The organism is Burkholderia sp. PAMC 26561, assembly GCF_001557535.2.
Classification (GTDB): domain Bacteria; phylum Pseudomonadota; class Gammaproteobacteria; order Burkholderiales; family Burkholderiaceae; genus Caballeronia.
Genome location: NZ_CP014306.1, coordinates 2,038,533 through 2,055,695, shown reverse-complemented (window position 1 = coordinate 2,055,695; position 17,163 = coordinate 2,038,533). Strand labels below are relative to the sequence as shown.

Annotated in this window: 15 protein-coding genes; 1 reads left to right on the top strand and 14 read right to left on the bottom strand. The window is 62.2% G+C overall.

Annotated features, from left to right (window positions below; all coding sequences use genetic code 11):
- Positions 1–4: 4 nt before the first annotated feature.
- The 14 genes from AXG89_RS09510 to purN form a co-directional block, all read right to left on the bottom strand.
- Entirely contained in the window at positions 5–1,390 is a 1,386-nt protein-coding gene (locus AXG89_RS09510) for a formimidoylglutamate deiminase (RefSeq protein WP_062169432.1), read from the bottom strand.
- Positions 1,387–2,622, bottom strand: coding sequence for an imidazolonepropionase (gene hutI, locus AXG89_RS09505; RefSeq protein WP_062169430.1), 1,236 nt, complete (start codon positions 2,620–2,622; stop codon positions 1,387–1,389). The genes AXG89_RS09510 and hutI overlap by 4 nt, the downstream gene beginning before the upstream one ends.
- A complete protein-coding gene (locus AXG89_RS09500; RefSeq protein WP_061998730.1) occupies positions 2,609–3,205 on the bottom strand; it encodes a HutD/Ves family protein in 597 nt (198 codons plus the stop codon). Before AXG89_RS09500 ends, hutI begins: the two co-directional genes overlap by 14 nt.
- Position 3,206: 1 nt before the next feature.
- A complete protein-coding gene (gene hutU / locus AXG89_RS09495) occupies positions 3,207–4,889 on the bottom strand; it encodes a urocanate hydratase (RefSeq protein WP_061998729.1) in 1,683 nt (560 codons plus the stop codon).
- A 258-nt stretch (positions 4,890–5,147) separates the two neighbouring features.
- On the bottom strand, positions 5,148–6,668 hold the full coding sequence (locus AXG89_RS09490) for an HAL/PAL/TAL family ammonia-lyase (protein ID WP_082771458.1): 1,521 nt from the start codon (positions 6,666–6,668) through the stop codon (positions 5,148–5,150).
- Between the two features lie 78 nt (positions 6,669–6,746).
- The gene (locus AXG89_RS09485) at positions 6,747–7,538 is read right to left on the bottom strand and encodes an ABC transporter ATP-binding protein (RefSeq protein WP_062169428.1); all 792 of its coding nucleotides are present in this window, start codon (positions 7,536–7,538) and stop codon (positions 6,747–6,749) included.
- 17 nt (positions 7,539–7,555) lie between these two features.
- The gene (locus AXG89_RS09480) at positions 7,556–8,323 is read right to left on the bottom strand and encodes an ABC transporter permease (RefSeq protein ID WP_062169426.1); all 768 of its coding nucleotides are present in this window, start codon (positions 8,321–8,323) and stop codon (positions 7,556–7,558) included.
- Between the two features lie 26 nt (positions 8,324–8,349).
- Positions 8,350–9,072 (bottom strand): ABC transporter permease, encoded by a 723-nt coding sequence (locus AXG89_RS09475; protein WP_061998727.1) that lies wholly within the window; start codon positions 9,070–9,072, stop codon positions 8,350–8,352.
- A gap of 57 nt (positions 9,073–9,129) precedes the next feature.
- Positions 9,130–9,996 (bottom strand): transporter substrate-binding domain-containing protein, encoded by an 867-nt coding sequence (locus AXG89_RS09470; protein ID WP_062169423.1) that lies wholly within the window; start codon positions 9,994–9,996, stop codon positions 9,130–9,132.
- A 315-nt stretch (positions 9,997–10,311) separates the two neighbouring features.
- The gene (gene nadC / locus AXG89_RS09465) at positions 10,312–11,199 is read right to left on the bottom strand and encodes a carboxylating nicotinate-nucleotide diphosphorylase (RefSeq protein WP_062169422.1); all 888 of its coding nucleotides are present in this window, start codon (positions 11,197–11,199) and stop codon (positions 10,312–10,314) included.
- The gene (gene nadA / locus AXG89_RS09460; protein ID WP_062169420.1) at positions 11,200–12,330 is read right to left on the bottom strand and encodes a quinolinate synthase NadA; all 1,131 of its coding nucleotides are present in this window, start codon (positions 12,328–12,330) and stop codon (positions 11,200–11,202) included.
- Positions 12,331–12,484: 154 nt separating this feature from the next.
- Complete coding sequence (locus tag AXG89_RS09455; RefSeq protein WP_061998723.1) at positions 12,485–13,681, bottom strand: DesA family fatty acid desaturase; 1,197 nt, start codon at positions 13,679–13,681, stop codon at positions 12,485–12,487.
- A 280-nt stretch (positions 13,682–13,961) separates the two neighbouring features.
- Entirely contained in the window at positions 13,962–15,263 is a 1,302-nt protein-coding gene (locus AXG89_RS09450) for an RsmB/NOP family class I SAM-dependent RNA methyltransferase (RefSeq protein ID WP_062169417.1), read from the bottom strand.
- On the bottom strand, positions 15,260–15,910 hold the full coding sequence (purN, locus tag AXG89_RS09445) for a phosphoribosylglycinamide formyltransferase (RefSeq protein WP_062169415.1): 651 nt from the start codon (positions 15,908–15,910) through the stop codon (positions 15,260–15,262). Before purN ends, AXG89_RS09450 begins: the two co-directional genes overlap by 4 nt.
- A gap of 168 nt (positions 15,911–16,078) precedes the next feature.
- Here purN and AXG89_RS09440 point away from each other — a divergent pair, with 168 nt between their 5' ends.
- On the top strand, positions 16,079–17,068 hold the full coding sequence (locus AXG89_RS09440) for a bifunctional riboflavin kinase/FAD synthetase (protein ID WP_061998720.1): 990 nt from the start codon (positions 16,079–16,081) through the stop codon (positions 17,066–17,068).
- The last annotated feature ends 95 nt before the right edge of the window (positions 17,069–17,163 follow it).

The window sequence follows — 17,163 nt, the reverse complement described above, 5'->3', positions numbered from 1 at the left end:
TCCTTTATTTGAGCAGGCCCGCGAGCGTTTTTCGATACTGCCCGAACGCTTCGCGCTCATCGCGATGCCGGCGCGCTTCAACCACGACTCTACCGCCGACACAAACATCCAGCACCGGCGTCTCGCCATGTTCGCAGAACACCACGCCCGATAACCACGCGTCCGGCGCCTGGCCCGCAATAGCCGAATGGTCAGGATCGAGCACGATGAAATCCGCGCGACGCCCGGCTTCCAGCGCGCCGACCGCGCGCCCGGTCGCGTACGCGCCGCCTTCAGTGGCGGCATCGAAGAGACGATCGGCCACGTACGTTTGTTTCTCGGATGCCAGCACATTGCGCTCGCGTCGCGTAAGCCGTTGTCCGTATTCGAGCAGGCGCAGTTCCGAGCGCCAGTCGAGCGCGATGTGGCTGTCCGAGCCAAGCCCGAACCGGCCGTTATCGGCGAGATAGGCGTGCGCCGGGAAAATGCCGTCGCCGAGATTGGCTTCTGTGGTCAGGCACAAGCCGGCGACGGCGCGGCTTGCGGCCATCGCGCGGACTTCGTCCTGGTCGACGTGGGTCGCGTGCACGAGGCACCAGCGTTCGTTCACGTCGAAGTTGTCGAGCAGCCACTGCACCGGGCGTGCTTTCAGGACGTCGAGACACGCATCGACTTCGGCCGTCTGCTCGGCAATATGGATATGCACCGGCGCGCCGGGGAATTCGCGGTCGAGGCCGTCGAGCATGCGGCCCAACGTCTCCTTCGATACCGCCCGCAGCGAGTGCGGCGCGACGCCGTATCGGAGATTGCCGTTTTCCGCTTGCGATGAACGCAACGAGACGAGCGCATCAAGGAGGGATTCCGGCGTGTGGATGAAGCGCGCCTGGCCCGGTGTGGGCTCGCGTGCGCCGAAACCGCTGTATTGATAAAGCACGGGCAGCATGGTCATGCCTATGCCGGTTTGTCCGGCCGCATTGACCACGCGCGCCGCCATTTCAGCGGGACTCGCGTAGGGCGCGCCGTCGGGCGTGTTGTGCACATAGTGGAACTCGCAGACCGACGTGTAACCCGCCTTCAGCATTTCGATGTAAAGCCAGCGCGCGATATCGCCCAGACTTTCCGGCGAGATCCGCGATGCAAACCGGTACATCAGGTCGCGCCAGCTCCAGAAACTGTCCGTCGGGTTCGCACGATATTCGGTGAGGCCGGCCATTGCGCGCTGGAACGCGTGCGAGTGGAGATTCGGCATGCCGGCGAGCACGGGGCCGTTGGCTTTTTGCACGCCGGCCGCTTGCTTCGTGTCCGGCGTCACGGCGATCAGCGAGCCGTGATCGTCCCATTCGAGCAGCACATCGCGACGCCAGCCGTCCTGCAAGCGCGCGTGTTCGGCAAACAGGCTGTTTTTTGTCATGCGATTTTCCGTTTGTCTACAGTGACCGCGCCGTGCCGCACCACCAGCGCGCAGCGTTCCAGCCCGGTCCAGTAAGCCAGTTCCGCGAGCGTCACGATATCCCATGCGACGAAATCCGCCTTCGCGCCGAGCTTGATCTCGCCGGTGACATCGGCGTCACCGAGCGCTTTTGCGCCGTGGCGCGTGACGCCCGCGAGCACCTCGGCCACCGATAAACGGAACAACGTGCAGCCCATGTTGAGCATCAAGAGCAGCGATGTGCTCGGCGATGTACCCGGATTGCTGTCGGTGGCGAGCGCGATCGGAACACCATGACGGCGCAGCAGATCGATGGGAGGAAGTTGCTTTTCGCGGATGAAGTAGAACGCGCCGGGCAGCAACACGGCCACCGTGCCGGCTTCGCGCATGGCGATGGCGCCGGCTTCATCGAGGAATTCGAGGTGATCGGCGGACAACGCATGGTGCTTCGCCGCGAGCGCCGCGCCGCCCATCAGCGACAACTGCTCGGCGTGCATTTTCACCGGCAGGTTCAGCTTCGCGGCCGCGCCGAACACGCGCTCGGCCTGTTCCAGCGTGAACGCAATGCGCTCGCAGAAAACATCGACGGCATCTACGAGACCTTCGGCCGCGAGCGTCGGCAACATCTCATTGCAAACGTAGGCGATGTAGTCATCGGCGCGACCGGCGTATTCCGGCGGCAACGCATGCGCGCCGAGAAACGTGGTCGAGATCGTCACCGGCCGGGTCTCAGCCAGACGCCGCGCGACGCGCAGCATCTTGCGCTCGGTCGCCAGATCCAGCCCGTAGCCCGACTTGATTTCCAGCGCCGTCACGCCTTCGGCGAGCAGCGCATCGAGGCGTCGCAGCGATTGCGCGAAGAGTTCGTCTTCACTTGCGGCGCGCGTGTTGCGCACCGTCGAGACAATCCCGCCGCCGCGTTTGGCGATGTCTTCGTAACTCGCGCCTTCGAGCCGCATCGCGAATTCTTCCGCGCGGTTTCCAGCGTAGACGAGGTGCGTGTGGCAATCGACCAGACCCGGCGTGACGATTCTTTGCTGCAGGTTGTGGCGTACGGAATCGGTGTAGGCAGACGGCATTTCAGCCTCTGCGCCGAACCATTCGATGCGGCCATCGCGCACGACGATCGCCGCGTTCTCTATGACTTCTGCCGGATCGGCGCGCGGCGAAAGCCTTGCGTTGCGCCAGACTTGCAAAGTGTTACTGGAGGCCATGTCCGGGATCCTTTGAAACGATACGGGCGTCGATCAGAACCGCGTCTTGCGAAAGCGGTTCGATGCTCAACACGCCATTCTCGCTTGCATCGAAAACCATTGCATCGCCCTGGGACAAACGCTCGCCGTTCACCGCAAACGCGCCGAGCGCCGCGAACAGCACGACGCTGCCGCGCGCCACGTCCAATTGTTCAGCCAGACGACGAACCGTCACGTTCCCCGACGCACGATCGCGCCTTGACATGAGGTTGAAATCGCGCGTGGGACCGTGCGGCAGTTCCGCGCTGATCGACGCTTCGCCTGCAAACGCGACCGAATCCCAGCGCGAGAGAACATACTCCGGCCCTTCGGAATCGATGAGCACCATCTGCTCGCCCTCGATCAGCGTCAGCACACGATCGATTCCGTCGAACACCGAAAACGCGCCCGCCTCCGATACATCGGCAACGCTCACGCGCCAGTCGAACGCATCGAATGCGGCGCCCTTCGGCGACGCCGCGATCTCACGTGTCGCGCCGCCACCGTTTTTCCACGGCACGGCCTTCAGATCGGCCGCGCGAATGATGCTGAAGGCAAGAGACATATCAGGTCGTGATGAATGGAAGGTCGAGGCCGAAGTTCTTCGCGCATTCGATGGCCTGCTCGTAACCGGCATCGCCATGACGCATCACGCCCGACGCGCAGTCGTTCACCAGCACGCGTGCGAGACGCTTGTGGGCGGCTTCGGTGCCATCGGCGACAATCACCATGCCCGCGTGTTGCGAGTACCCCATGCCCACGCCACCGCCGTGATGCAGGCTCACCCACGTCGCGCCGCCAGCGGTGTTCAGGAGCGCATTGAGCAGCGGCCAGTCGGACACGGCGTCCGTGCCGTCCTTCATGCTTTCCGTCTCGCGGTTCGGGCTCGCGACGGAACCGGTATCCAGATGATCCCGGCCAATGACAATCGGCGCCTTCAGCTCACCGCTCTTCACCATCTCGTTGAACGCGAGGCCGGCAACGTGACGCTCACCCAGCCCGAGCCAGCAAATCCGCGCCGGCAACCCCTGGAACGCGATACGGTCGCGCGCCATATCGAGCCAGCGGTTCATGCCGGCGTTATGCGGGAACAGTTCCTTCAGCTTGGCGTCGGTCTTGTAGATGTCTTCCGGATCGCCCGACAGCGCGACCCAGCGGAACGGGCCCTTGCCTTCGCAGAACAACGGGCGGATATACGCGGGCACGAAGCCGGGGAAATCGAAGGCGTTCTTTACGCCGTCATCGAATGCAACCTGACGCAGGTTGTTGCCGTAATCGACGGCCGGGATGCCCATTGCGTGGAAATCGAGCATGGCCTGGACGTGCTGCGCGCACGAGCGTTGCGCGGCGGCCTTGAGCTCGGCGTGTTGCGAGGCGTCCAGCGATGCCGCGCGCCACTTTTCCAGGCTCCAGCCGGCCGGCAGGTAACCGTTGATCAGGTCGTGCGACGAGGTTTGGTCAGTGACCAGATCCGGCTTGATGGCGCCGGCCTTGGCGCGGCGCACGAGTTCCGGCAGCACTTCGGCGGCATTACCGAGCAGCGCGATCGAGATGGCGTCGCCTGCGGCGGTATGTTGCTTGATGAGTTCGAGCGCGTGATCGATATCCTTTGCTTGTTTATCGACGTAGCGCGTGCGCAGACGGAAGTCGATGCGCGTCTGGTCGCACTCGATATTCAGCGATACCGCCCCCGCCAGCGTCGCCGCGAGCGGCTGCGCGCCGCCCATGCCGCCCAGGCCCGCCGTCAGGATCCAGCGGCCTTTCCAGCTACCGTTGAAATGCTGGCGCGCCGCTTCCACGAAGGTTTCGTACGTGCCCTGCACGATCCCCTGGCTGCCGATGTAGATCCAGCTCCCGGCCGTCATCTGGCCGTACATGAAGAGGCCCTTGCGGTCGAGCTCGTTGAAGTGCTCCCACGTCGCCCATTTCGGCACGAGATTCGAATTCGCGATCAGCACGCGCGGCGCGTCGGCGTGCGTCTTGAATACGCCAACCGGCTTGCCCGATTGCACGAGCAGCGACTCATCGCTTTCCAGGCGTTGCAGCGTTTCCAGGATCTTGTCGAGGCATTCCCAGTTGCGCGCGGCGCGGCCTATACCGCCGTACACAACCAGCTTGTCCGGGTTCTCGGCGACTTCGGGATCGAGGTTGTTCAGCAGCATCCGGTACGGCGCTTCGGTAAGCCAGCTCTTGCACGTAAGTTCGGTACCGCGCGGTGCGCGCAGGGGACGTGGGTTGTGGTTTTTCATCGAAGCACTCCTTGGACAGGATTGAAAGTATTCGGTCTCTTGAGGCCGACGCCGCGGCTCTCAAAGCACTGCGCAGGTCGGTCGACAAGTTGTATATACAAGTCTGAATTAAAATAAAAAGGAGCGCAAGTGAAGGTTAACCGATTCGCGTAGGGGTTTACTTTGATGAGGCCGGAACCGAGCGCGGCGCGGCTTGACAGCGGGAAACAATGCAAATGCCGCCAGCAAGTGGCGGCATGAATCTGTCTATACAGCAGTTTAGAAAACTGGCGCAGCCTCGCAGACGAAGGCAACAGCGGCGGCGATATCGCCCGCGAGCGGCCGGTCATCACGATATGGCGAGATCACCGCACGCACGCTCCGGTACACGGCATCCGTCCTGGGCGCACGCGTCAGGTCAGGGGGCTGCAAGTCGTAGGCCTGCGCCGCGGCGAGCAATTCGATCGCAAAAATCCGCTCCGCGTTCGCGATGATCTCCAGCGCCTTCAGCGCTGCCGGCGTCGCGTGGCACAAATGGTCCTCCTGCAGACCGGACGTGATGCCGCCATCGAGACTGGCAGGCATTGCGAGCCGCCGGTTGTGCGCGACCAGCGACGCCGCCGTGTACTGCGCGATCATGAAGCCGGAACACGTGCCGCCGCTATCGGCGAGGAATGCGGGCAAGCCGCTCACCAGCGGGTTCACCAGCCGGTCGATACGCCGCTCCGCCATCGCAGCGACTTCGGCCACGGCCGTGCTCAGGCTGTCCATCGCGAGGCCGATCGACGCGCCCACCGCATGCGCTTGCGAAAACACGCGCGGCGCGGTAAGCGTGCCGGTGACGACGGGGTTGTCGGTAACGGAAGCCAGCTCGCGGTTCACGACTTCGGCGGTGGTCGCGAACACATCGCGGGCAGCGCCGTGGACGTGTGGGATCGTGCGCAAGCTCAGCGGGTCCTGCGTGCTGCGCCCATACGACGCCGCGATGATCCCGCTGTCAGCCAGAAGCTCGCGCAAATGCGCGCCCACCACCGACAATCCCGGCGATATCCGCAGCGCAAGGGAGTCGGCATCGAAGGCGGCGGCCTGCCCGCGCAGGTTTTCGAAGGTCATTGCGGAAATGGTGTCGGCCCATTGCAGCAGGCGCTCGGTGCGCGCCAGCGCAAGAGACGCGAGCCCCGTCACGCACGGCGTGCCGTTGACCACGCTCAGGCCTTCCTTCGCCTCCAGCACCAGCGGTTCGCGCTCGAGCCGCTGCAATGCACAAGCCGCGCTGAGCCGGCCAGTGTCATCGCGGACAAATCCTTCGCCGATCAGCACCAGCGCGATATGCGCCATATGACTCAGATAACCGACAGACCCGAACGCCGGCACTTCGGGAATCGCCCCGCTGTCGAGCAGCGTGACGAGCAAATCGACCAGCTCGAGCCGCACGCCTGACTTCCCGTGCGCGAAGTTGTTGACCGCCGCCGCGATGATCGCCCGCGTCTCCTCGCGCCGCAGTGGTTCGCCGACGCCCACCGAGTGGCTCATCAAGATGTTGCGCGACAAAGTCCGCTGTTCGGACGGCGACACGATCACATCGCACAGCGCGCCCACGCCCGTATTCACGCCGTAAGCGCGAATCCGGCGCTCGACGATCTGCTCGACCAATGCGCGCGCATGATCGATCCGGGCGCGTGCATCGGGCGATAAAACCAGCTTCGCGCCGTTCGCAATCCGCGCGATATCGCGCCATCCAAGCGGCGCATCGAGATTCACCACGGCCGATGTATATCCATGATTGAAACCGTTATTCAGTCCGGCGCCGATGACCACGGAATCAATCGATGGCGCCTGCAAAAGGGAACTGGCCAGCACGATAACCTCGCTTGCAGATTAGTTGGCGGTACGTGAATGATGACTCGATACAAACTGCTGGAAGCGTTCCGAGCATCGTCCGTTGAAAAGGTCGTCGGGGGGACCTTCGGCATCGACTTGTCCCTGATGCAGGAACATCACCCGGTTCGACACATGCCGCGCAAAGCCCATCTCGTGCGTGACGACCAGCATGGTCCGCCCTTCTTCGGCGAGCGCGCGCATCACGCGCAGCACTTCGCCGACCAGTTCGGGATCGAGCGCGGACGTGGGTTCATCGAAGAGCATGACCTTCGGGTGCATTGCCAGTGCACGCGCGATCGCGACGCGCTGTTGCTGGCCGCCCGACAAATGCGCAGGGTACGCATCGCGTTTTTCATACAGGCCGACCTTCGTCAGCAACTGCTCGGCTTCTTCAACGCACTCGGCACGCGTGCGCTTTTGCACACGCAGCGGCCCTTCGATCACGTTCTGCATCACCGTCATGTGCGACCAGAGATTGAAACCCTGGAACACCATGCCGAGCTGCGAACGAATCCGGTCGACCTGCTTGCGGTTGCCGGGCTGCAGACGTCCATCGCGGCCCCGCTTCATTTCGATGGCTTCGCCCGCCAGTTTCACTTCGCCGTCATCCGGCGTTTCAAGCATGTTGATACAGCGCAGGAACGTGCTTTTGCCCGAGCCGCTCGCACCCAGGATCGAGATCACGTCGCCTTCGTGCGCATCGAGGGAAATGCCCTTGAGCACGTGCGCATCGCCGAAAGACTTGTGGATGTTGCTCGCGGAGAGCGCAATGGAGCTGCTGGTGTTCATGAGTTTCTCCCTCCGATTCAGGAATCGATATGCGTGTTTGGCACCGTCGTTGCCTTGAGCGATGCAGGCACAGGTTTCTTCGATACCGTTTCGTTACGATCACGCAGATGCGGCGAGAGCTTCTTTTCGAGCATCCCGAGCGCCCGCACGATGATGAAATTCAGCACGAGATAAATGGCCGCGGCGCAGATGAAGACTTCCATGGTCCGGTAGGTTCGCTGGATGATCTGCTGCGCGACGCCGGTCACGTCCCAGACGGTGACGAGACTTGCGAGTGCCGTCGATTTGACAAGCAGCACGGCTTCGGTGGAATACGCAGGCAGCGCATAGCGCAGCGTGATCGGTGCGATGATCCGGCGCAGCACCGTCCAGCGCGACATGCCGCATGCGAGCGCCGCTTCAATCTGGCCATGCGGCACGGACTGCAGACCGCCACGGATGATCTCGGCGGTATAACCTGCGGTGCACAACGCCAGCGAAAGAATCGCGCACGCATAAGGCTCGCGAAGCACAGGCCAGACGATGCTCGCGCGGACCGCGGGAAATTGCCCCAGCCCGTAATAAACAAGGAACATCTGGATCAGGAGCGGCGAGCCGCGAAACACCAGGATGTACGCGCGCGCGAACCTGTTTATCGCCCAGTTGGGGCTGACGCGCATTGAGACGATCACGAGCGAAAGCAGGCCACCCACAATCAGCGAGGCGAAGAAAAGCCCGAGTGTGGTCGGCACGGCGGCGAGGAGTTTCGACAACGTATCGCCGAGAAATTCGAAATCGATGTTCATGGTCGGATTCTCTTGGGACGTTCGTCTTAATGGCGCGCAAGCGTGCTGCGAAACGACCGGCCGATGCGCGCTTCAGCGCGATCGAAGACACGGTTCGACAGGCTCGTGAGGATCAGGTAAAGCGCCCCGCCGACCACATAGAACGTGAAGTACTGATGCGTCGATCCGGCCGCGACCTGGCTCGTGCGCATCAGTTCGGCGAGCCCCGTCACCGCGATCAACGCCGAATCCTTCAGGCTCAACTGCCACACGTTGCCGATCCCCGGCAGCGCAAAACGCACGACTTGCGGGATCAGCACGCGCCGCCACAGCGTCGGCGTGGACATGCCAATGGCGCGCGCCGCCTCGATCTCGCCACGGGACACGGCCAGCACCGCCGAGCGGTAAACCTCCGCCTGATAGGAGCCCGAAATCAGCCCGATGGCGAGCGCGCCGACCACAAACGGCGGCACACCGATAAATCCATCGGCGCCAAAAAACTGCCCGACGGCGGTGACCACCGAAGAACCGCCGAAGTAAAAGAGATAGATGATCAGCAGTTCGGGAATGCCGCGAAAGAGCGTGGTGTACGCATCGCCGATAACCCTCAGCGTGCGGCTGCGCGACAGTTTCGCGGACGCGACCATCGCGCCGAACACAGCGCCCACGGCCAGCGCGGCGATGGTCAGAAGCACGGTCATGAGCAGCGCGACCAGCAACGCGCCGCCCCACCCTTGCTCGCCGAAGCCGAGTAGTTGAACCAGATTCATCTTTTATCTCCTGCGGTGTTGCATCGTCCTGGGGGCGTTGATCAGGCAGCGATCAAATCAAGGCGTGGCGTCGACCTTCATCCACTTCATGGAAAGACGCTTGACGGTGCCGTCGGCGAGCGCCGCGGCGATGCCTTCGTCGAACTTGGCCTTCAGGTCCTTGTCAGACTGGCGGAATGCGAGCGCTTCGCCCGGACCCCAGACTGGTCCCGAGATCTTCGGTCCCGTGAAGGCCAGGCCCTTGTTTTCCGGCTTGGCGAACGCCGATGCCCAGTAGGTGCTGTCGTCGAAGGCGACATCGATGCGGCCTGCCACCAGATCCAGGTCATGCTCCGGCGCGGTTTTGTACTCGCGGATGGTGGCAACGTCCTTGAAGTTCGTATCGATGAACTTCGTGTACACCGTGCCCGACTGAATGCCGATGGTCTTGCCCTTCAGCGCCACGCGCAATGCATCGACGGTGGTTTTGTCGTGGGCTGCGTCGCCCGTGAGTTTCACGATTTGCCCGGCACCGGGCTGCTTCGCAAGCGCAGCAGGCGCGTCACCGGAAGCAACGAACGCGGCCGGCGTGGATGCGTAAGGCCGGGAAAAAGCGATGATCTTTTCGCGCTCAGGCGTAACCGAGATCGCGTCCATGAGCACGTCGAACTTGCCCGCTTGCAGCCCGGCGATCATGCCGTCCCAGTCCTGCGTCACGAGCTTGCACTGGATCTTGATGCGATCGCACACGTTCTGGATGAGCTCCGGCTCGAACCCGCCGAGTTTGCCGCCGGGCAGCGTGAGGTTCCACGGTTCGTACGCGCCTTCGGTGGCGATCGTGACGGTTTTCCAGTCCTTCGCCTGCGCATTGGCGGCGCCGAGCGCGATAACACCAACGGCCACCGATGCCGCCAGTCGAGCCAGCAAGTTTATTTTGCCTGTCATAGTTGAGCCACTTTTCCGAAAATGAGTGATTGACCGATTGGCGAATCGCCAACTTGTATAGACAAGCATGCATTGAACAAAAAGGACTGGCAACGGTTTTTGTTCGCGGGCGCGAAAACCTAGGGAAAATACCGAGCGGCTTGACGGACAAGGCTTACGCGGAAGTTACGGGGATTAACGGAATGAATTCGGCGGAAAAACAGCGCACTTCGGGGGGAACGTCGCAAAGTTGTCTAGACACGACATTGTGCGAGATGCAGGGAAAAACCTCGATCATGGCGCGTTGCACGCCATGATCGTCGTGGACTCAACGCGTTATTCCAGACGCATCGAATAATCCGTGGCGCGCACATCCTTCGTCAATGCGCCAATTGAAATCCGGTCCACGCCGGTCTCCGCAATCGTGCGCACGCTATCGAAGTTCACGCCGCCCGATACCTCCAGCACTGCACGTCCGGCCGTCAGGCCGACAGCGTCGCGCATGGCGTCGAAGCTGAAGTTGTCGAGCAAAACGGATTCCGCCCGATGCGCGAGCGCGGTCTCGAGCTGCTCCAGCGTTTCGACTTCGATCTGGATGGGCACGCCGGCATCCAGCGCGAGCGCCGAATCCATTGCCGCGCCTACGCCGCCGGCGGCGGCAATGTGGTTTTCCTTGATCAGGATGCCGTCATAAAGTGCGAGCCGCTGGTTCGCGCCGCCGCCGACACGGACCGCGTACTTCTGCGCGAGACGCAGGCCGGGCAGCGTTTTGCGGGTATCGAGGATTTGCGCGCGCGTGCCGTCTATTGCGTCAACAAAGCGCCGCGTCGCGCTCGCCACGCCCGAGAGCAACTGCAGGAAATTCAACGCATTGCGCTCCGCGGTGAGCAGCGCACGCGCCGGGCCGCGCAGCAACACAACAGGCGAATCAGCACGCATCCGCGCGCCTTCCTGATAAAGCCATTCAACGCGAATCGATTCATCCACGCGCCGCATCACGCCCTCGAACCAGGGCACGCCGCAAAGCACCGCTTCCTCGCGAACGATGATCCGCGCTGTCCTTTCTGTCTTCGCCGGGACCAGAAGCCCGGTGCGGTCGCCATCGCCGATATCTTCGGCAAGCGCATCGGTCACGTTGCGTGCAAGCGCCTGGTCGAAGGCTGCGCCGTATTGCGCACGGATTTCATCGAATAAAGGGGAAACCAACTGACTGGCAGAAGTCATTCACGCCGCTCCAACGTTTGAAAACAACGAACCATCCTTCGCCAGATCGCCGCTCGCCTGCACACGCTTCTTGTGACGCGCTGCGAAGTCGAGCATCCGGTCGATAGGAACACGCGCCCGTTCACCGGTCGCACGATCCACGAAAATCTCGTTGTTGCCGCGCTCCAGCACCGCGGCGAGATTGGTCAGCCCGTTCATGGCCATCCAGGGGCAATGCGCGCAACTCTTGCAGCTCGCGCTATTGCCGGCGGTCGGCGCTTCGATGAACTCCTTGCCCGGCGCCGCAAGCCGCATCTTGTGCAGAATCCCGAGATCGGTCGCAACAATGAAACGCTTCGCGTCGAGCTTCACGGCGGCATCGATCAATTGCGTGGTCGACCCCACCACGTCCGCCAACGCAACCACGCCTTCCGGCGATTCCGGATGAACGAGGATTTTTGCATCGGGATATTCGGCCCGCAGCAGATCGAGTTCGACGCCCTTGAACTCATCGTGCACGAGACACGAGCCTTGCCACAGCAGCATGTCGGCGCCGGTTTTCTTCTGGATGTACGAGCCCAGATGCCGGTCCGGCGCCCAGAGGATTTTCTCGCCACGCGCGTGCAGGTCGGCGACGATTTCCAACCCGATCGACGATGTCACCATCCAGTCCGCCCGCGCCTTCACAGCCGCGCTGGTATTCGCGTACACGACGACCGTGCGGTCGGGATGTGCATCGCAGAAAGCCGAGAATTCGTCGGCGGGACAACCGAGGTCCAGCGAACACGTGGCGTCCAGATCGGGCATCAGCACGCGCTTTCCAGGGCTGAGAATCTTCGCCGTCTCGCCCATGAAACGCACGCCGGCCACAACCAGCGTTTGCGCTGCGTGGTCGCGCCCGAAGCGCGCCATCTCTAGCGAATCCGCTACACAACCGCCGGTTTCATCGGCGAGCTCTTGCAGCTCGGCATCGACATAATAATGTGCGACCAACACCGCTTTCTCGCGCACGAGCAACGCGCGAATGCGCTCCTTCAACTCGCGCCTCTCTTCCTGCGACGGCGCATCAGGCACTTTCGCCCATGCTTGGCCGATGCCGCACGTCAACCCTTGCGGCAGGTCGTACTCGACGCTTTTTATCGCCTGTTCCATCGCTTGCCTGTCTCCAATCTCGTAAAAACGGCGCGCATGTTGCCGTTCCAAAACGACAAAACCCCGCCAGAGCGGGGTCTCGTAACGTCACGAAATTTTAGCGGATATCAGTGACGAAGGTTTCTGCGTTTCAGGTCGTGGTTCAGACCGCTCGTCAGGCGTACCGGCGCAGGCGCGATGCGAAATCCTGCAGCGCCTTGATGCCGCTCTGCTCCGCCCGATGACACCAGTCCTGCAATTGCGCGAGCAGTTGTTCGCGCGACGCATTGGAACGGTCCCACATGGCAGCCAGATCCTGGCGCAACTCAATGTAGGTGCGCAGCTTGTGGTTGTCCGAGAACAGCGCCGGCAGTTGCTGGCGTTGCGGCTCGTCGAGACCGGCTTCTTCCTTGTGCGCCCATTTGCGTGCACCGCGCATCAACTGGTATTTATCGGTGGAACCGCCGTCCTTCAGTTTCGACAATTCCTGACGATACGCACGCTTCATGGCCTTGCCGTAACGCGCCATCACTTCGTAGCGGTTCGACAAGACGGCTTGCAGCGTGTCGTGATCGAGCACGGGCTTCGATGCCGACAAACGCGGCGTGGGCGCGATCTTCTTGACCTTGGCCAGCTTGAACGCCGACATGATGCGGATATACATCCAGCCAATGTCGAATTCGTACCACTTGTTCGACAGCTTCGCCGACGTGGCGTACGTGTGGTGATTGTTGTGCAGTTCTTCGCCGCCGATCAGGATGCCGAGCGGAAAGATGTTCGTGCTGGCGTCCGACGAGTTGAAGTTGCGATAACCCCACCAGTGAGCAAGACCGTTGACCACGCCGGCGGCCCAGAACGGAATCCAGATCATCTGCACGGCCCAGACCGAAAGACCCACGATGCCGAAGAGCGCAACGTCGACCACCATCATGATGCTGATGCCGAGAATCGGGTAGCGCGTGTAGACATTGCGTTCCATCCAGTCGTTCGGCGTGCCGTGACTGAACTTGCGCATGGTTTCCTCGTTCTTGGCTTCCGAACGATAAAGCTCGGCGCCTTCGAGCAGGACTTTCCAGATGCCGCGCGTTTGCGGGCTGTGCGGATCTTCTTCGGTCTCGCACTTGGCGTGGTGCTTGCGATGAATCGCGGCCCATTGGCCGGTCAGCATGCCGGTGGTCATCCACAGCCAGAAACGGAAGAAGTGACTGACGGCCGGATGCAGCTCCAGCGCGCGATGCGCCTGGCAGCGATGCAGGTAGACGGTCACGCCGATGATCGTGATGTGCGTCATCACGAGAGTGAACAACAGGATTTGCCACCACGTAAGGTCCAGCAAACCGTTGGCGAGAAATTCAAGCGATGAATTCAGCAAGGCAATTTACCTAAAAGGCGGTGAAATTTAGCCGAACGAAAACAGTATCGACGGCTGTTGGGTGCATGAAAGGATTATGCACGTGGTTCGACGGCATTTTACGTCAAGCGTTCCAAGTCTTTGTGTGCATGGAGGAAATTTTTGATTTCGCGCAAAAGCAACGGGAATTTTGACCGCTGGAAACGCGCTGATTCAAGTGCACTTAACCCCAATTCCGTCGTTTTTCAGAGTTTGACCACGGAATGGCTGTCATTCCGTGGTCAAGAGAGGCAGATACCGCTTATTCGGCGGCGACCTCTTCCACAGGCGTCTCTTTTGCCGGATTCGGCAGGCGTTCGAGCACCGCCGCGAAGAAACCGTCCGTTCCGTGCTTGTGCGGCCACAGTTGTAGGTAGTCGCCAGTATCGAGGTCAATGCGCTGTTCTGCGAGCACATCTTTCGCCGGGACCAGCTTGAACAGCGGGTGCGAGGCGAGGAACTGCGTCACTACGCCCTCGTTTTCCGCCTCGAGCATGCTGCATGTTGCGTAGACGAGACGGCCGCCCACTTTCACGAGCCGGGCCGCACTGGTCAGGATGGATAGCTGCTTCGGCGTCAGTTCAGCGACCGATTCCGGCGATTGACGCCATTTCAGGTCCGGATTGCGCCGCAGCGTGCCAAGGCCCGAACAGGGGGCATCGACGAGAACACGGTCGATCTTGCCTGCCAGCCGCTTGATCTTGGCGTCGTGCTCGCTGTCGATCAACACCGGGTTGACGTTCGACAAACCGCTGCGAGCGAGGCGTGGCTTGAGTTTCGCAAGACGGCGGTCCGACACGTCGAAAGCATAAAGACGGCCCGACGAGCGCATCATCGCGCCCAGCGCCAGCGTCTTGCCGCCCGCGCCCGCGCAGAAATCCACGATCATTTCGCCGCGCCGGGGCGCAACCAGCGAGCACAAAAGCTGGCTGCCTTCGTCCTGCACCTCGATCCAGCCGTCCTGGAACGGTTGCAGGCGCGTGAGCGCCGGCTTGCCGTCCACCCGCACGCCATAAGGCGCGAACGGCATTTCACCAGCATCGATTCCCGCTTCGGTCAACGTCTTGATCACCTGATCGCGCGTGGCCTTGATCGGGTTCGCGCGCAAATCGAGCGGCGCCGGGTAATTCAGCGCGGCGGCGAGCTGGGCGAGTTCGTCGGTATCGAACCGCTTGGTCATCGCGTCGTAGATCCACTGCGGCAAGTTCGTGCGCACGCGCACCGGCAGGCTGCCCGGATCGATCTTCGAAACCTGGTTGAGCCACTGGTATTCATCGGCGGAGATAAACGGTTTTACCGCCGACAAACCCGCCGTCTGCATCAATCCCAGCAACGCGAGACGCCGCGCCAGATTGCCCGAGCCGCTTTCCGCGAGGTGCGAAAACTCCATCTTCCGGCGCAGGACCGCGAATACCGCTTCCGCGATAACCCCGCGTTCGTTGTGTCCGAGCTTTGGGTGCGCGCGGAAAAAACGGCTGGTGGCGGCGTCGGCGGGACCGCTGAAACGCAATACGTCCGCCAGCAACGTCTCTGTTTGTCCTATCAAAAATCCATGAAGCCTCATACGCCCTCCCCGGCAATGTCGGCAAAGAGCCATTGCGGCTCTGGTGGCGTGAGCACGACACGCTCGCCGTCGATGGCCAAACGCCCTTCGACGAACCAGCGCACCGCGCGTGGGTAAATAATGTGTTCTGCGGCCAGCACCCGAATGGCGAGCGCTGCCGGATCGTCGCCGGCCATGACCGGCACCGCCGCCTGCGCGATGATCGGGCCATGATCCAGCGTCGGCGTGACGAAATGGACGCTTGCGCCGTGCAGGCGCACGCCGGCATCGAGGGCTTGCTGATGCGTTTTCAGCCCCGGAAAGCACGGCAGCAGCGACGGATGAATGTTGATCATGCGTCCCGCGTAACGTTGGACAAACGGATCTGTCAGCACGCGCATGAAGCCCGCGAGCACGACGAGATCCGGTTCAAAACGATCGATACTGCGTGCAAGCGCCTGATCGAAAGCTTCGCGGGACTCGAATTCGCGATGATCGACCGCATGTGTTTCAATGCCATTTGCCGCCGCGAACGCAAGTCCGGCGGCATCGGGGCGATTCGAGATGACAGCGGCCACCCGGGCCGGCCAGCCTTCGCGCGCGCAGGCCCGCACGACGGCTTCCATGTTGGTACCCCGCCCGGAAATCAGGATGACAATTTTTTTCATCGGGCGATTTTATCATTCGATGCCCGTAAAACCGTCCGATTCGGCGTCGCCCAGCGCGGGCGCGGCGTCCGCCGATCCGTGCGAGCGTTTATAATCGGACGCTTTGCAGCAATCGTGCTCGTGGCGCTGCAGCCCACCTAACTGTCAACCGCCGACCCAACCGCTATCGTGAGAGTCTTTCGCGGCCTACCCAATGCCGAGAGCCGCGCGCCCTGCGCGCTGACCATCGGCAATTTCGACGGTGTCCACCGCGGTCACCAGGCACTGCTCGCGCACGTCCGCGCCGCCGCGAACGCCCGCGGGCTGCCGGTCTGCGTGATGACCTTCGAGCCGCATCCCCGCGAATTCTTCAATCCCGCCGGCGCGCCGCCGCGCATCGCCATGTTGCGCGACAAGCTCGAAGCGCTGCGCACGAACGGGGTGGACCGCGTCGTGGTCGAGCATTTCAACAAGACGTTTGCCGCGCAGTCGCCGGACAGGTTCGTCGAAGATGTGATCGTGAACGGGCTGCATGCGCGCTGGGTGATGATCGGCGACGATTTCCGCTACGGCGCCAGACGCGCCGGCGATTTCGAGTCGCTCGAAGCGGCGGGACACAAATACGGCTTCGAAGTCGAGCAGATGGCGACCGTCGCGGACCTGAACGGCGCGCGCATTTCGAGCTCGGGCGTACGCGCATCACTGGTTGCAGGCGACCTGGACGCCGCCCGGCTAGCGCTCGGACGCCCTTATGTCATCAGCGGACACGTGATCCACGGGCAAAAGCTCGGGCGCGATCTCGGTTTTCCCACGCTCAACGTTCCGATCGCGCACAAGCGGCCGGCGCTCGCGGGGATTTTTGCCGTGCGCGTGCATGGACTTGCGGCCGAGCCGTTGCCGGGCGTGGCGAGTCTCGGAATACGACCAACCGTCGATGATTCCGGCCGCGTCCTGCTCGAAACCTTCGTGCTCGACTGGCATGGCGACGCCTACGGCAAGCTCGTGCGGATCGAATTCCTGCAAAAGCTGCGTGACGAGGAAAAGTACGTGGACCTCGAAACCCTGACGGCGGCCATCGCCCGCGACGTGACAAACGCGCGCGCGTATTTCGCCGCCGACGTCAATTCAAGCGGCCGCGACAGCGGTTTCGCAACGTCGGCAACGGACCGAATTAGGTGAGCGCGTAGTGCCGGGACGCAAATCCCGACGCGCTGCCCGCTGCCTCGCTCATCACATCGCGGATACCTTTTTCAAGCATTTCGAGCCCGTTCCCG